Source organism: Paraburkholderia sp. BL17N1, from assembly GCF_003634175.1.
Lineage (GTDB): Bacteria > Pseudomonadota > Gammaproteobacteria > Burkholderiales > Burkholderiaceae > Paraburkholderia.
In genome coordinates this window covers 2,775,263-2,789,701 of the sequence record NZ_RBIW01000001.1, presented here as the reverse complement: position 1 = coordinate 2,789,701, position 14,439 = coordinate 2,775,263, and the positions used below count along the sequence as shown (strand labels likewise).

The 14,439-nt window shown below is 61.8% G+C and carries 12 protein-coding genes and 1 pseudogene; 3 read left to right on the top strand and 10 right to left on the bottom strand.

What is annotated here, in order from left to right; all coding sequences use genetic code 11:
- Nucleotides 1-161: 161 nt before the first annotated feature.
- The 8 genes from B0G82_RS12625 to B0G82_RS12590 form a co-directional block, all read right to left on the bottom strand.
- A complete protein-coding gene (locus B0G82_RS12625; protein WP_121307553.1) occupies nt 162-992 on the bottom strand; it encodes an ATP-binding cassette domain-containing protein in 831 nt (276 codons plus the stop codon).
- Nucleotides 982-1,824, bottom strand: coding sequence for an ABC transporter ATP-binding protein (locus tag B0G82_RS12620; RefSeq protein WP_121307552.1), 843 nt, complete (start codon nt 1,822-1,824; stop codon nt 982-984). Before B0G82_RS12620 ends, B0G82_RS12625 begins: the two co-directional genes overlap by 11 nt.
- Complete coding sequence (locus tag B0G82_RS12615; RefSeq protein ID WP_121307551.1) at nt 1,821-2,792, bottom strand: ABC transporter permease; 972 nt, start codon at nt 2,790-2,792, stop codon at nt 1,821-1,823. Before B0G82_RS12615 ends, B0G82_RS12620 begins: the two co-directional genes overlap by 4 nt.
- On the bottom strand, nt 2,789-3,724 hold the full coding sequence (locus tag B0G82_RS12610; protein ID WP_121307550.1) for an ABC transporter permease: 936 nt from the start codon (nt 3,722-3,724) through the stop codon (nt 2,789-2,791). The genes B0G82_RS12615 and B0G82_RS12610 overlap by 4 nt, the downstream gene beginning before the upstream one ends.
- Nucleotides 3,725-3,731: 7 nt before the next feature.
- Entirely contained in the window at nt 3,732-5,297 is a 1,566-nt protein-coding gene (locus B0G82_RS12605; protein WP_121307549.1) for an ABC transporter substrate-binding protein, read from the bottom strand.
- Nucleotides 5,298-5,441: 144 nt separating this feature from the next.
- Nucleotides 5,442-6,113: an isochorismatase family cysteine hydrolase gene (locus B0G82_RS12600; protein ID WP_121308673.1), complete on the bottom strand. Its 672-nt coding sequence runs from the start codon at nt 6,111-6,113 to the stop codon at nt 5,442-5,444.
- A gap of 196 nt (nt 6,114-6,309) precedes the next feature.
- Complete coding sequence (locus B0G82_RS12595) at nt 6,310-7,392, bottom strand: LacI family DNA-binding transcriptional regulator (RefSeq protein WP_121307548.1); 1,083 nt, start codon at nt 7,390-7,392, stop codon at nt 6,310-6,312.
- 231 nt (nt 7,393-7,623) lie between these two features.
- Complete coding sequence (locus tag B0G82_RS12590; RefSeq protein WP_121307547.1) at nt 7,624-8,529, bottom strand: LysR family transcriptional regulator; 906 nt, start codon at nt 8,527-8,529, stop codon at nt 7,624-7,626.
- Between the two features lie 97 nt (nt 8,530-8,626).
- Here B0G82_RS12590 and B0G82_RS12585 point away from each other — a divergent pair, with 97 nt between their 5' ends.
- The 3 genes and pseudogenes from B0G82_RS12585 (at nt 8,627) to B0G82_RS12575 (ending at nt 12,804) form a co-directional block, all read left to right on the top strand.
- Nucleotides 8,627-12,226 carry an indolepyruvate ferredoxin oxidoreductase family protein gene (locus tag B0G82_RS12585; protein ID WP_121307546.1) on the top strand — a complete coding sequence of 1,200 codons (3,600 nt, stop codon included), beginning with the start codon at nt 8,627-8,629 and terminating at the stop codon, nt 12,224-12,226.
- Between the two features lie 2 nt (nt 12,227-12,228).
- Nucleotides 12,229-12,464, top strand: a pseudogene (locus B0G82_RS41205) (branched chain amino acid aminotransferase); the annotation flags it as partial.
- Between the two features lie 67 nt (nt 12,465-12,531).
- Nucleotides 12,532-12,804, top strand: coding sequence for a hypothetical protein (locus B0G82_RS12575; protein WP_106279356.1), 273 nt, complete (start codon nt 12,532-12,534; stop codon nt 12,802-12,804).
- A 265-nt stretch (nt 12,805-13,069) separates the two neighbouring features.
- On the opposite strand, the gene B0G82_RS12570 is transcribed toward B0G82_RS12575, so the two are convergent.
- Complete coding sequence (locus tag B0G82_RS12570) at nt 13,070-13,798, bottom strand: DUF3800 domain-containing protein (protein WP_199730081.1); 729 nt, start codon at nt 13,796-13,798, stop codon at nt 13,070-13,072.
- 330 nt (nt 13,799-14,128) lie between these two features.
- Nucleotides 14,129-14,263: a hypothetical protein gene (locus tag B0G82_RS41065; protein WP_277872784.1), complete on the bottom strand. Its 135-nt coding sequence runs from the start codon at nt 14,261-14,263 to the stop codon at nt 14,129-14,131.
- Between the last annotated feature and the right edge of the window lie 176 nt (nt 14,264-14,439).

Genomic DNA, 14,439 nt, shown 5'->3' with positions numbered 1-14,439 from the left:
ACACCCCGGTCGGCTAGCGATCGATTGACGATAACAAATGAATCGATTCACCAAAGGTTTAAAAAAATATCCCAAGGTGGGCCGGTTCACTGCTTGACCCGGATCTTCTTTCTACTGCTCGGACCGCCTCTCCTGTGTCGACCAGAGTGAGTGCCTAGCTCTTACTCTGGTCCCCCTATGGGGTAACGGCCGATGCCTTTCGGGATCGCCGCCAGCAACTCCATCGTGTAGCGCTCGCGTGGATCGAACAGCACCTGATCCACGGCGCCCGTTTCCACCACACGCCCTTCCCGCATGACCACCACTCGTTGGCACAGTTCGCCGACCAGCGCCAGATCGTGGCTGATCACGACCAGCGAGACACCGGCGCTTTGGTGAAGATCGCGCAGCAGCCGGATGATCTCCGCCTGGATCGACACGTCGAGCGCGGACGTCGGTTCATCAGCGACGACCAGTTCCGGACGGCGCGCGAGCGCTCGCGCGATGCCCACGCGTTGGCGCTGACCGCCTGACAGCTGATGCGGATAGCGCGCCAGCACGAAGGCCGGCAACCGCACCATGTCGAGCAACTGACGCACCGGCACGCCGTCGTCGCCGATCGCTTCGGCCAGCGTCGTGGCAATCGCCTTGCGCGGGTTCAGCGAATTCGTCGTGCTCTGGAACACCATCTGCACGCGCTGACGAAACGTCGCGTTCTGCGCGCGCGTCATCGTGTTCAACGCGTTGCCTCTGAAACAGATCGAGCCGGCGGTCGGCGCAGTGAGGCCGACCATCATGCGCGCGACAGTCGATTTGCCGCTGCCGCTTTCGCCGACGATAGCCAGCGCGTCGCCCTTCGCCACCTCGAGCGTCACCCCCGATACGGCATGAAAGCGGCGCCGGTTGAACATGCGTTCGAGCGGGGAACGCGCCAGCGCATAAGATTTGCCGACCTCCCGCAGCGCGAAGATCGGCTGCGCGGCGAGAGCCACGTTCGGCACGTTAGCGGACATTGCGCGGCTCCTCGGGTTGATGTCGGCTTGCGGCACGCGTAGCCGGCAAACGCGGAATACTCGCGATCAGATGCCGCGTGTAGTCGTGCGCAGGCCGCAGAAAGATATCCTCCACCGGACCGGCTTCGACCACGTATCCCCGCTTCAGCACGACGGCGCGTGAACACAGTTCCGCCATCAGGTCGAGGTTGTGCGTGATGAACACCAGACCGAGATCCATCTCGGTCACCAGCGTTCGCAGCAGCTCGACGATCTGCGCCTGCACGGTTACGTCGAGCGCGGTGGTGGGTTCGTCCGCGAGCAGCAGCGCCGGCTCGCAGACAATCGCGGCGGCAATCATCGCGCGTTGCTTCATGCCGCCGCTTAGTTCGTGCGGATACGCGCGCTCCGTGGCGCGCGGGTCCTTGAAACCCACCCGTGCGAGCACGGCCAGCACTTCGTCGCGTATCGCGCGCCCACGCAGCGGACGGTGGGCGCGGATCACGTCGGCGAGTTGCGCGCCGATCGTGAAGGCGGGATTGAGCGCCGTCGCCGGATCCTGGAAGATCATGGAGATGCGCCGTCCGCGCAATGCCCGCATGCGCGCCTCGGACGCATGGCTCAAGTCTTCGCCGTCGAGCACGATCCGCCCGCCACTAATGTGCCCCGCGTTGCCAAGCAAGCCGAGCACCGCCAGCGAGGCGACGCTCTTGCCCGAACCCGATTCGCCGACGAGACCGACCGCCTCGCCACGCCCTACTTGCAAATCGAGCCCATGCAACACTTCGGTCTGCGTCTTGCCCGAACCGAACGTGACGCGCAGGTTTTCAATCGACAGCAGCGCTTCGTTCATAGCGACGCTCCCGCTACATCGGCCGCCTGCGCATTGCGCCGCCGCGGGTCGAGAATTGTGCGCATCGAGTCGCCGAACAGATTGAAGGCGAGCACGCTGACGAACACCGCCGCGCCCGGGAATACCGACACCCACCAGTTGTTGGTGAAAATCAGTGCGCGCGCGTCGGAAAGCATCGCGCCCCAACTCGGCGTCGGCGGTTGCACGCCGAGTCCGATGAAACTCAGCGACGCCTCCACGATGATCGTCACGCCGAGCAGCAACGACGCCTGGATCAGCACCGGCGAGATGATGTTCGGCAGAACGTCGGAGAACAGGATGCGCGCTTCGCTCGCGCCTTGCAGAACCCGCGCGGCGACATACTCCGCTTGCGACTCGGCCTTCGCGAGACTATGGGTGAGCCGCGCAAGACCCGGCGCGTACAGCACGCCGATCAGCAGCACTAGCTTGGTTTCATTCGAAATGGCGAGCATGCCGACATGGAGCGTGTCGGTGCCGGTAACGCCGACGAGCGCGATCGCCCAGATCAACAGCGGAATCGACGCGAGCACTTCCATCGCTTTCATCAGCGTTTCGTCGAGCCATGAGCCGGCCTTACAGCCTGCCACGAGGCCGATGCCCGTACCGAGCACGAGGCCGATCGCGACCGCGCACAGTCCAATGGACAGCGACGCGCGAGCGCCCCAGATCGTGCGGCTCAGAATGTCGCGGCCCACCTGATCGGTGCCGAGCCAGAACGCCGCGCCTGGCGCTTCCAGTCGATGTTCGATATAGAGTTGCAGCGGATCTTTCAAGGGCAGCCACGGCGCGCACACTGCGATCACGACGAGCAGCACGATCGTCACGACACCGATCGCACCGGTCGGTTCGTGCATCAGCGCGCGCAGCAAGCGGCCGGCCGATGCGAGCCATGTGCCGAGCGCATGCGGCTTGCGGTGCACGTTGGGTAGAGATGAATCAGCCATCATGTTCTATTCGCCTTCGGGTCGAGATAACCGTGCAGTACGTCCGCGCAGGTGTTCGACGCGATGAAGATCGTCGTGATTGCGAGCACGATGGCCTGCACCGTCGGATAGTCGCGCTGGAAGATCGCCGTGAGCAACGCGCGCGAGACGCCCGGCAAATTGAAAATCTGCTCCACGATCAACGCCCAGCCGAACATGTAGCCGTAACTCATCGCGGCCGTGCTCACCAGCGACGGCAACGCATTCTTCAACGCATACAGGTGAATACGCGACGGCGGCAAACCGAGCGCTCTGGCAGTTCGCACATAATCCTGCGAAAGCGCGTCGACCATGTTCGCCCGCACCAGACGGCTCAACACCGAGATGTAGTACACGGACATCGTCAGTACGGGCAACACTAGCGCGAGCAAATGCGACGCCATGCCGTCCGACCAGGGCGTGAGCCCGCCCACCGGAAACCACCCAGTCTTCAAAGCGACATAGCGGATCAACAACAACCCCAGCCAGAACGACGGCACGGATAAGCCGACGATCGCCACGGCTCGCAGCAAATGGTCCGTGCCGCTGTTCTCCTTCAACGCAGCGACGGTGCCGAGCACGATCGACACCACAATCGTGAACACGAACGACAGCGTGACGAGTTCGACCGTGTTCGGCAACGTATCGGCGATTTGCGGGCCGATCGGGTTGCCGGTCGCGTACGACTTGCCGAAGTCGAGCGCGAGCGCACCGTTCAGCCACCTGCCGTATTGCGCGGCGACAGACCGGTCCAGTCCGTATTGATGATTGAACGCGACAATCTGTTCGACGCTGGCGTCGCTGCCCAAGGTCAGACGCGCGGGCGACACGGGCGTCGCGCGGCACATCGCGAACAGCAGCGCGCTCACCACCAGCAGCACGAGCACAGACGAAAACAGCCTCATAACGGCTTTCATATCGACCTCATGCTTTCGCGAGATAAACGTTGTCGAGCTTCAGCGAGAAACCGGTGTTCACCTGGAAATCCCTGACGTTGCTGCGCCACAGGTTCTGCACTTCCAGCGCGCCGATCCAGACGGCCGGGCAGTCGCGCGCCAGCACCTGCTGAATTTTCGCGAGGATCGGCTTGAGCGCGGCCGGATCGTCGACCAGATAGCTGTCGTCGATCAGTTTCAGCAGTTCGGCGCTCTCGTAGCCGCTCGCTTTCCAGAGACTCTCGCCGGGTCTGAACAGCGCGTTCAGCAGATACGTCGGCTCAGGTGGTGCGATGAACCCGGTCAACGCCGCCGCGTGGTTGCCGACCAGTACCTGCGAGATCATCTGGCCGAAATCGAGCGGATGCAGATTGACGCGCACGCCCAGCGACGCCAGTTGCGCCTGGATGAAAAGCGCCGTCGATGATGTATCGATCAGATACGCCGGCTGCACATACAGCAGATCGAACGATGCGCCGCTCGCGTACTTCGAGCTTTTCAACGCCGCTCGCGCCTGGTCCGGATTGAACGCCAGGCTTCCAGCGGCGCCCGCGTCGTACCACGAGGATTCCGGCGCAAACGGCATGCTGCTCGCTTTGACCGCGCCGTAGCACAGATCGCGGCAGACCTTGACCCGGTCCAGCACGAGCGACACCGCACGGCGAAACGCCGGATCGTCGAACGGCGCCTTTCGGTTGTTCAGACACATCATCAGCGGGCTGGTCGGCGAGGGCCGGCTGTCGCCCGCGAGGCCTGCCGACGTGCGGATCTGCGCGAACGTCTGGGCCGGCGGCGCGCTGATGATCTGCGTCTGGTCCGACATCAGCGAGGCAAGCCGCGACGACTCTTCAGGGATGATGCGGAACACGATCTTGTCCCAATGCGGCTCGCCCTTGCCCCAGTACGCCGGATTGCGCTTCAGTTCGACGAAGTCGTTTGCCTTCGACTGCACGAAAATGGCCGGTCCCGTGCCGACACCGATCGGCGTCTGCTTGAAGTAGTCGGCCGGGTGCTGCTCGCGGCTGCCTATTGGAAAAATACCCATGTACTTGGACATGTAGTCGAGCAAAGGACGGTAAGGACGCTTCAGACGGATCACGGCGGTGTGCGTGTCCGGGGCGCTGACCGACTCGATCACGGTCCAGAACGGCCGCCGGAACGCCTTGTTCGCGGGATTCAGCACGTAGTCGAAGCTGTATTTCACGTCCGCGGATGTGAACGGCTGACCGTTCTGAAAATTGACGCCGCGCTGCAGATCGAACGTGTACGTCAGTTTGTCCGGCGAAATCGTCCATGCGCGCGCCAGTTGCGGCACCCGCTGACCTCGCGCGTCGATGCCGACCAGATTCTCGAAGATCAACTGATTGATCGCCATGACGTCGTGATTCGGCTGGTTGATCGGATCGAGTGTTTGCGGATTGCTCGGAATCGCGACCGACAGCACGCCGGCCCCGGCCGCGAACACGCGGCCTTCGAATGCGAACGGCACGGAAAGCCCCGCGATGCCCGCGGCGCCCGCACGGAGCAGTAGTCGTCGCCTGCTGCTGAAAGTCATGAAATCCTCTGCTTTTTCAATGCCGCCGGTCCACCACAATTTCGTGAATCGATTCACAGACAGTAGTCAGATCAGCACGGCGAGTCAACTTTTAAAAAATATCGGAAACCCTGGCTGGCAGTTTCAAAACGTTCTGCGGCGGGTCTAGGCGAGCAGCAACGAGGCGTCGGCGAGCGACAGCACCGTCGTGCGCGAATCGAACGCCGTGGAAAAAAGATGATCGTGCACGACCTGATCCGGGTCGTAGCAGCAATCTTTGACGGTGTACAACCGGAAGTCCGCATCGCTAGCATAGGCAACCGACGACAGCACGACACCCGTCGACGCAATGCCCACCATGATCAACGTGTCGATACCCTGCGCGGAAAGTCGGGCCTGCAGATCGGTACCGAAAAACACGCTCACACGGTGCCCGACGATGAGCGCTTCGCTGGCCCGCTGGCCGAGTTCCGGCGCGATCTTGTCGTCGATGAAAAGGCCGAGTTGCTTGAGTCCTTGTCCGTTCTTGTTCAACGGGCTGACCTCCGGATAGCCTGGACTGAACTGGATCTTGGCGAAATAGACGCTGACGCCTTTGGCCCGCGCGGCATCGCACAACTTGCGCGTGTTGGCGAGCAGCGTGGGCGCGACAGACGGAAAGAGCCCCAGGATGTCGGTCTGAAAATGCATCACAACAAGCGCCGTTTGCGCCGGCACGATCGCCGGAAGCGGCGCACCCACGCTCTGCGCCGACGCGGCGCTAATGCCGCCGTCTCCGCAACCATCGAGACCGAGTCCCGTCGCAACCGCGCCGGCCAACGCGCCTGCCGTTTTCATAAACCGCCGACGGCCTGCACGGCCGCCCTCCTCGCTGTCGCCCTGCCCCGACCGTAACGCGTCTTTCCTGTCGCTCATGTCTTGTCTCATGATTTTGGTGAATCGATTCATTCATCGTCTAAACGCAATGTCGGCGGCGAAAAATCCGCTGTCAAGCAACTTTGCGATCGGACAAACCCTGGGGGATCGAACCAGGCTAGCGCTTTTTGCGGCGTGCCGGGCTGCGCGGCGCGCCGCACGACTCACGCACGATCATCCGCATGGGATGTTTGGAGCGGCGGATGCCGGACGGTGCGCTGCCGTCGATCAGCTGCAACATCATGTCCGCTGCTTCACGGCCGACGTCGCGCGGGTTTTGCGTTACCACGGTCAAGGCCGGCGACGCGATGCCTGAATACTCGTGCTCGCCGATGGAAATCACCGACAGGTCGGCCGGGATCGACAGCCCGGTTTCCCGCACCACTTCAAGCACGATGGCCACGTCGTTCAGCGTGGCGATGATCGCGGAAGGCGGCTGCGCAGCGCTCAGCAGCGCCCGGCAGACGTCCTTGCTGAAGGCGCTGGTACGCAGCACGAGCGCCGGATCGAGCCCGATGCCGGCGGCCTCGCACGCGCCCTGATAGCCGCGCACCATCTCGCGGCCCACCCACGTATTTTCGTGGCCGGCCACGAGCGCAATCGCGCGATGTCCGAGCGACGCGAGATAGCGCACAGCCTGGCGACAGCCGTCGGCGTGATCGGTCAGCACCGAATTGAATTCGCCCTGGGCATCGCGCTCCCACAGCACGACGGGCATATTCAGGGTATGCAGGAAGTTGAAATAGGAAGGCGTCTCGTCGTCGGAAATCGCGCCGATGAATCCGTCGATGCGGCGCTGCTTCAGGCTCGACAGAATGGCCCGTTCGCGCTCGAGATCGTAGTGGGAATTGGCGATCAGAATCTCGAAACCTCTTGCCCGCAGGCGCTCTTCGGCGGCGCTCACCATCTGTGCGGCGGTGTGCTGCGTGATGTCGGAAATCAGGCAGCCAATCGCACTCGAACTACCCTTGCGCATGCTGCGCGCCACCACGTTCGGCACAAAATTCAGTTCGGCCACCGCAGCGCGCACCGCCTCCTGAATGGCGGGCGCCACATTCTCGCGGCCGTTCAGCACACGCGACACCGAGCCGACCGACACCTTCGCGAGACGCGCCACGTCCTGCACGGTGGGCGAGCCCTGCGGAGACTTGCGGCTACGCAACGCAGGCTTGACGGGTTTGCTGGCTCTCTCTTTGGGCATGACGGAAGGCGAAAAGGTCGTCGGTCAATTCTCAATGAATCGATGCATCGGGGCGATTATAGTGCGTCCTGGCTCGGGCTAATGCCGGCGCAGTGTTGCGGCGTGAGCCGACAGTCGTTCGTGCAGGAAGAAAACAATGGTGAGGCTATGCGAAAAACAGATACGCATCTTCCGCCAGCTTCAATTCCCGCAATGCAGTGTCAGTCTCGCCGGCCCGCACACGCCCTGCTTTCAACTCCCGCATGCATGAATGAGGAACTGCTGAAACGCAACCGCAGCCGTATCCAGCGTTGCGCCCTTGCGCCATAACATGCCCGCGTCCATCTGTGGAATCGCGTTGAGAATGGGCCGAGCGTCGATCCGCTTGCCTTCCAGCGACCACGGGCGAAACACCATATCGGACAGAATCGTCACGCCGAAACCATGCGCGACCAGACCGCGCAACGCTTCCATCGAACTCGTGCGAAACGCGATATTCGGCTCGACGTCGTTCTGCTTCCAGTAGCGCAGCGTCGACTGCTCGCCTTCGTCCACGGTAATCAAAATGTACGGATAACTCGCGATATCCGCGAGCGAAGGCGCATTGAGTTGCGCGAGAGGATGCGTGGGCGAGGTCCACAACTGCCGGCGCGAGCGGATCAACACGTGGTGCCGGAAACGCCTGAGATTTTCGACGTTGGAGAGCAGAACGATACCGAGATCGATGTCGCCGGCGAGTACGGCCTGTTCGATCGATTCGCGATCCAGGTCGTGCAGATCGATCGCGATGTCGGGATACGTCGCGCGAAAACGCGCCATCAACTCGGGCAGAAAATAGCCCAGCACCGTATACGACGCCGCAATGCGCACGATTCCCTTCAGATCGTGCGAGCGAAACGGCGCCTTGTAGACCGCGTCGCGCACTGAATCGAGTATGTGTCTCGCGTGATTCAGAAAATCATGCCCGTCCGGCGTCAACGTGACGCCCTGAGGCAGGCGTTCGAAGAGCCGCGTACCCAGGGTTTCCTCCAGTGCGAGCACGGCATTCGTGATCGCCGATTGCGACACATGCTCGGCCGTCGCCGCCATCGAAAACTGCCCGTTCTGGGCTGCCGCCACGAAGTAGCGCATCTGCCGCAAGGTAACGTCTTTTGACATGTGTTTTTCGAATAGCAGGATTCGGTATTCGTGATTTTACGTTGGAAATTCCGCTTCCTATACTCCGCCTCTAATAAAAGCCCCCGGAGACTTCCCCATGAACGCCCCGCTGACGCCCCCGCTACGTGACGCGCTTGCCTCCGTATCGCTCGACGACAAATACACGCTGGAAAAGGGCCGCGTCTATATGAGCGGCACTCAGGCGCTGGTGCGGTTGCCGATGCTGCAGAAGGCGCGCGACCGCCGCGCCGGCCTCAACACCGCGGGCTACGTGTCCGGCTATCGCGGCTCGCCGCTCGGCGCGCTCGATCAGGGTCTCTGGAAAGCGAAGCAGCATCTGAAGGAACACGATGTCGTGTTCCAACCAGGGGTTAACGAGGATCTGGCCGCGACTGCCGTGTGGGGCACGCAGCAGCTCAATCTCTGGCCGGGCGCGCAGGTCGACGGTGTATTCGGCATGTGGTACGGCAAGGGGCCGGGCGTCGATCGCAGCGGCGACGTCTTCAAGCACGCGAATGCGGCCGGCACCGATCCGAACGGCGGCGTGCTGGTGCTGGCGGGCGACGACCATGCGGCGAAGTCGTCGTCGGTCGCGCATCAGTCGGAGCATATGTTCGTGGCAGGCGGCATTCCGGTGCTATATCCGGCAAGCGTGCAGGAGTATCTCGACTACGGTCTGCACGGCTGGGCCATGAGCCGCTACGCGGGTTTGTGGGTGGCGATGAAATGCGTCACCGACGTGGTCGAATCGAGCGCGTCGATCGACATCGATCCGGACCGTTTGCAGATCGTCCTGCCGGAAGATTTCGACATGCCCGAAGGCGGCCTCAATATCCGCTGGCCCGACCCGCCGCTCGCGCAGGAAGCGCGTCTGCTGAACTTTAAGTGGTACGCGGCGCTCGCCTACGTTCGCGCGAACAGGCTGAACCGCGTGGTGATCGACAGCCCGAACCCACGCCTCGGCATCATGACCGCGGGCAAGGCGTATCTCGACGTGCGGCAGGCGCTCGCCGACCTCTCGCTCGACGACGAAACCTGCGCCCGCGTCGGCATCCGCGTGCTGAAAGTGGGTTGCGTATGGCCGCTCGATGCGCAGAACGCACGCGACTTCGCAACCGGGCTCGACGAGATTCTGGTGGTGGAAGAAAAGCGCCAGATTCTCGAATATGCGCTCAAGGAGGAACTGTATAACTGGCGCGACGACGTGCGTCCCAAGGTATTCGGCAAGTTCGATCAGCGCGACGACGAAGGCGGTGAATGGTCCGTGCCGCGTGGGCAGACGCTGCTGCCCGCGCACTACGAACTGTCGCCCGCCCTGATCGCGAAAGCGATCGCCCGGCGCCTCGCCAAAGCCGATCTGCCCGCCGATCTGCGGGCGCGCATCGAAGCGCGCGTCGCGGTGATCGAGGCCAAGGAACGCGAGGCGGCCACGCCGCGTTCCGTGACGGAGCGCCAACCGTGGTTCTGTTCGGGCTGTCCGCACAACACTTCGACACGTGTGCCGGAAGGCTCGCGCGCACTGGCCGGCATCGGCTGCCACTACATGTCGATGTGGATGGACCGCAACACGGAGACCTTCAGCCAGATGGGCGGCGAAGGCGTCGCGTGGACCGGCCAGATGCACTTCACGAATGAGCGTCACGTGTTCGTCAATCTGGGCGACGGCACCTATTTCCATTCGGGTCTGCTCGCGATCCGCGCTTCAATTGCGGCCGGCGCGAACGTCACCTATAAGGTGCTTTACAACGACGCGGTCGCGATGACCGGCGGCCAGCCGGTGGACGGCGTGCTCACCGTCCCGCAGATCGCGTTTCAGGTCATTGCGGAAGGCGCGAAGCACGTGCTGATCGTGACCGACGAGCCGGAAAAATATGACGCGAGCATTCGCCTTCCAGACGGCGTGAAGGTCCATCACCGGGACGAACTCGACCGCTTGCAGCGCGAGTTGCGCGACATGACGGGCACGTCGATTCTGATCTACGACCAGACCTGTGCAACCGAAAAACGCCGGCGTCGCAAACGCGGCACGTATCCCGATCCGGCGAAGCGCGCCTTTATCAACGATGCGGTATGCGAAGGTTGCGGCGACTGTTCGGTGCAATCGAACTGTCTGTCGGTCGAGCCGCTGCAAACGCCGCTCGGCACCAAGCGCAAGATCAACCAGTCGTCGTGCAATAAGGATTTTTCGTGCGTGAAGGGCTTCTGCCCGAGTTTCGTCACGGCGGAAGGCGCACAGGTGAAGAAGCCCGCCAAACCCGAATCAACGGCTGCGTTGCCCGATTTCGCGGCGCTGCCTCGGCCCGCGATTGCTTCACTCGCGAAGCCGTACGGCGTGCTCGTGACAGGCGTCGGCGGAACCGGCGTCGTGACGATCGGCGGCTTGCTAGGCATGGCGGCTCACCTGGAAAACAAAGGCGTCACCGTGCTCGACATGGCCGGGCTCGCACAGAAAGGCGGCGCCGTGCTCAGTCATGTGCAGATCGCGGCGGCACCCGAGCAATTGCACGCCACGCGGATTGCGGCCGGTGAAGCGCGCCTGATTCTCGGCTGCGATGCGATCGTCTCCGCTTCCGCTGAAGTGCTGGCACGCACGCAACGCGGCATCACGAAAGCGGCGATCAACAGCGGCGCCACGCCGACCGCGCAGTTCGTGCGAGACCCCCAATGGAGTTTCCCGGCCGACCAGACGCAACAGGATCTGCGCGCGAGCATCGGCGACGACTGCGACTTCATCGACGCCAATCGTCTCGCGCTCGCGCTGCTGGGCGACACGCTCTATGCCAATCCGATGCTGCTCGGCTTTGCCTGGCAACGCGGCTGGCTGCCGCTCGGCTACGACAGTCTCGATCGCGCGATCGAACTGAACGGCGTGGCCGTCGAAAAGAATCGCCTGGCGTTCGAATGGGGCCGCTATGTCGCGCAGCACGGTGAAGCCGCCGCGGATGCTTTTACGCCGCAGCCCGCCAGACAACAGGCCATTGTCGTGCAGATGCCGGAGTCGCTGGACCGGTTGATCGAGCGCAACGTCGAGCGGTTGAGTGTCTACCAGAACGCTCGGTATGCGGCTCGCTATGTCGAAGCGGTTGAACGGCTGCGCGCGAAGGAAACGGCGCTCACGGGCGGAGCAAAACCGCGCCTCACGCCGGTGGTCGCGCGCAATCTGGCGAAACTGATGACCTATAAGGATGAGTACGAAGTGGCCCGTCTCTATGCGGATCCGGCTTACATGGACAAGCTGCGGGCCCAGTTCGAAGGCAAGCCGGGCCGCGATTACAAGCTCGCGTTTCATCTCGCGCCGCCATTGCTCGCCAGACGCGACGAGCACGGCCACCTGAGGAAGCAACGCTTCGGGCAATGGACCCTCACGTTGTTCCGCGTGCTCGAAAAAATCAGGTTCCTGCGCGGCACGACGTTCGACGTATTCGGCAAGACGGAAGAACGGCGCAATGAACGTAAGCTGATCGCGCAGTACTTCGCGCTGGTCGACGAATTCTGCGCGACGCTCGACACCGCTCGATTCGATACGGCAATGAAGCTCGCCAATCTGCCTGATGAGATTCGCGGCTTCGGTCACGTGAAAGAGCAAAATGTGCTTGCCGCGGCGGCGAAGCGCGAGCGGTGGCTTGCGGAATACCGGGCCGATGGGGGCGACTCGCGGCCTGTTTCGTCTTCTCGACTTTTCGAACAGGCGCTATGAAAATTTCAGTGCATGACCGTGACGGCGTGATCTGGCTGGATGGCGAACTGGTGGACTGGCGCGACGAATAGTTTCACTTCCTGACCCACTCGCTTCACTATGGTATGACGGTAGTTGAAGCCGCCAGGACATGCGGGACCGCGGCTCTTCCCGGGATCGTGCGGCTCGACGACGCACGAAAAGACTTTTCAATTCCGCAAAGATCTTCGAGATGAACGTGCCCTTCGGCTTTGAAACGTTTCGCGACGCGCCGCTTGCGGTCGCCGGCCCAATAGCCTCACAATCCCGCAAACAACGGGAATCACATGAAAACGCAAGCAACCTTGGCGGCACTGACCATGCTCGCCGCATGCACAACCATAACTGACGTGACACCGGCCGGCGACGGTAACTACACCGTCACGACCCAAGTCCGCGGCGGCATGACACCATGGGGCGAAGTAAAGGCGTCAAGCCTGAAACGTGCCGACGAGTACTGCAGCCGGCAAGGCAAGCAAATGCACTCGGTGGACATGCAGACGCATGGCGTCCGTGGCTGGACGCCTCAGGAGGCGGAGCTGACATTTTCGTGCGTCTGAGCTGCCTTCGACTGCGTGAGGCGTCTGTATGACTTGAATGCGGAACGCTCAGCTCGGTCAGCGTCATGGAAGCAAAAGCTGCTTGTTATCTCGTCGTCGCCGAGCTTGTCGCGATGGCGCGTCGCCGCTTCGCTTCATCCGGCGTCAGTCTGACACGTCTGCGGACGGGCACTGCTGTCAATCACGGTACTGATGCAACGCTCACCCGGAATGTTGGCCAACTGCCCAGATGCAAAAAAGCCCAGCGCGGGGCTAGGCTTTTAAATCAGGTGACGTTTGGGTCGAAGTCGAGCGCTTGATAGGTCGCCCGCTCGGCATCAATCAGAGTTGCCTTTTGGGGCGGATCGAAGAACAATCGCTTCTGCCTGACATGAGGAGAGACGATCCTGTAGGCATTGCCGGTCCTGAATTCATGGTTTCCCCAAACGACGGCCGCCAAGATGTCGACGAACTGAAGGCCCAGCGAGTCCTTGCTCTCCCAAGGCGTCGTCTCAAGGAAGGTGTCAGCACCCAATGCGGATAGCTTCGTGCACAGATAATCGTGCATGGCATGCTTGAGTTCGATGCGGACGCTACGTGCGTCCGGGATGAAAGCAACGGACTGCTCTTGCGCCATCATCTCGAGCAACAGAAGCCCAACCATGTAGTTGTAGAGCCCATTCGGATGACGCCGGAAACCGGCCGAAACGTTCTCTTTCCTCACCGTTATGGTTGCGAATTGAAAACCGGCCCGGTCCCGCTTGATGGCGGCCAACTGTCGCGCAAAATTGTCACGCTCAGCAGGCGAGAGTGAAACGGATTTTATTTCGTTCTTGATGGGACGGCCGCGCCGCTTATAAATGCCGCGGACAACGCGATTTAAGACTGCATCCTCCCCCTCGGGAAGCACCGCTGCGGCGAGCGTGAAGTGCCTGCTGGATCCTCCGCGCCCATACGCTTCCTCCAGCTTCCAGCCCAAACACCCACTCTCATCCAGATAAATTGTTTTCGCCATATAAAAATAGCCTCCCAATTGGGAGGCTATGGAATAGTGCAGTACCCGGGCCTGACGTACTTACAAGTACGCTTACGATTGTCGGCGCTGATTTGTCGCAGGTTGATCCGGGCGGAGCTATTTAAACCGCAACGCCGCTACAAAGCAATTATGGGGTCTACAACTACCGGTTGCAAGATAAACTTGCGTCCTAAAAATACTCCATAAGTCATTGATTGTTAGTAACAACGTCGAGATCATGCTCCAATCGCAGCAAGTCAGATCGGCATTACCGAGACCGATCTTCGCGTTGCCGAACAGAGTAGACATAGACTTGGCCGAAACCGGTCTTCAATTGAGCGTCTCTTTGCCCAAGCCAAGCAGTTCCTTGGCCGTGTACCGCCGCGCAACGCCGCCATATAGGCGCGAGACCTCCCGATTTTTGGTTTCCGGCTCCTGCCCGGTCCGATAGACGAGCCAGCGCATGATTCGTCGCGTTTCTTTCCGAGGATCCGGCGCCGCTCACGCGGAGAACCGTCCGGTGGCTCGCAGACATCCGTGAAGGGGTTCGTGTCGATCCACTTCCACTCCTTGCGCGCGATTGTGAAGACGTTCCGGCAGAAAATCATTTCGCGCAACATAGTGCCCGTTTTGACTGGGCG

Excerpts from the sequence above, each read along its gene's own strand:
- B0G82_RS12585 (WP_121307546.1), top strand. The coding sequence starts at position 8,627 with ATGAACGCCCCGCTGACGCCCCCGCTACGTGACGCGCTTGCCTCCGTA.
- B0G82_RS12595 (WP_121307548.1), bottom strand. The coding sequence starts at position 7,392 with ATGCCCAAAGAGAGAGCCAGCAAACCCGTCAAGCCTGCGTTGCGTAGC.
- B0G82_RS12620 (WP_121307552.1), bottom strand. The coding sequence starts at position 1,824 with ATGAACGAAGCGCTGCTGTCGATTGAAAACCTGCGCGTCACGTTCGGT.
- B0G82_RS12575 (WP_106279356.1), top strand. The coding sequence starts at position 12,532 with ATGAAAACGCAAGCAACCTTGGCGGCACTGACCATGCTCGCCGCATGC.
- B0G82_RS41065 (WP_277872784.1), bottom strand. The coding sequence starts at position 14,263 with ATGCGCTGGCTCGTCTATCGGACCGGGCAGGAGCCGGAAACCAAAAAT.
- B0G82_RS12605 (WP_121307549.1), bottom strand. The coding sequence starts at position 5,297 with ATGACTTTCAGCAGCAGGCGACGACTACTGCTCCGTGCGGGCGCCGCG.
- B0G82_RS12615 (WP_121307551.1), bottom strand. The coding sequence starts at position 2,792 with ATGATGGCTGATTCATCTCTACCCAACGTGCACCGCAAGCCGCATGCG.
- B0G82_RS12610 (WP_121307550.1), bottom strand. The coding sequence starts at position 3,724 with ATGAAAGCCGTTATGAGGCTGTTTTCGTCTGTGCTCGTGCTGCTGGTG.
- B0G82_RS12600 (WP_121308673.1), bottom strand. The coding sequence starts at position 6,113 with ATGAAAACGGCAGGCGCGTTGGCCGGCGCGGTTGCGACGGGACTCGGT.
- B0G82_RS12590 (WP_121307547.1), bottom strand. The coding sequence starts at position 8,529 with ATGTCAAAAGACGTTACCTTGCGGCAGATGCGCTACTTCGTGGCGGCA.
- B0G82_RS12570 (WP_199730081.1), bottom strand. The coding sequence starts at position 13,798 with ATGGCGAAAACAATTTATCTGGATGAGAGTGGGTGTTTGGGCTGGAAG.
- B0G82_RS12625 (WP_121307553.1), bottom strand. The coding sequence starts at position 992 with ATGTCCGCTAACGTGCCGAACGTGGCTCTCGCCGCGCAGCCGATCTTC.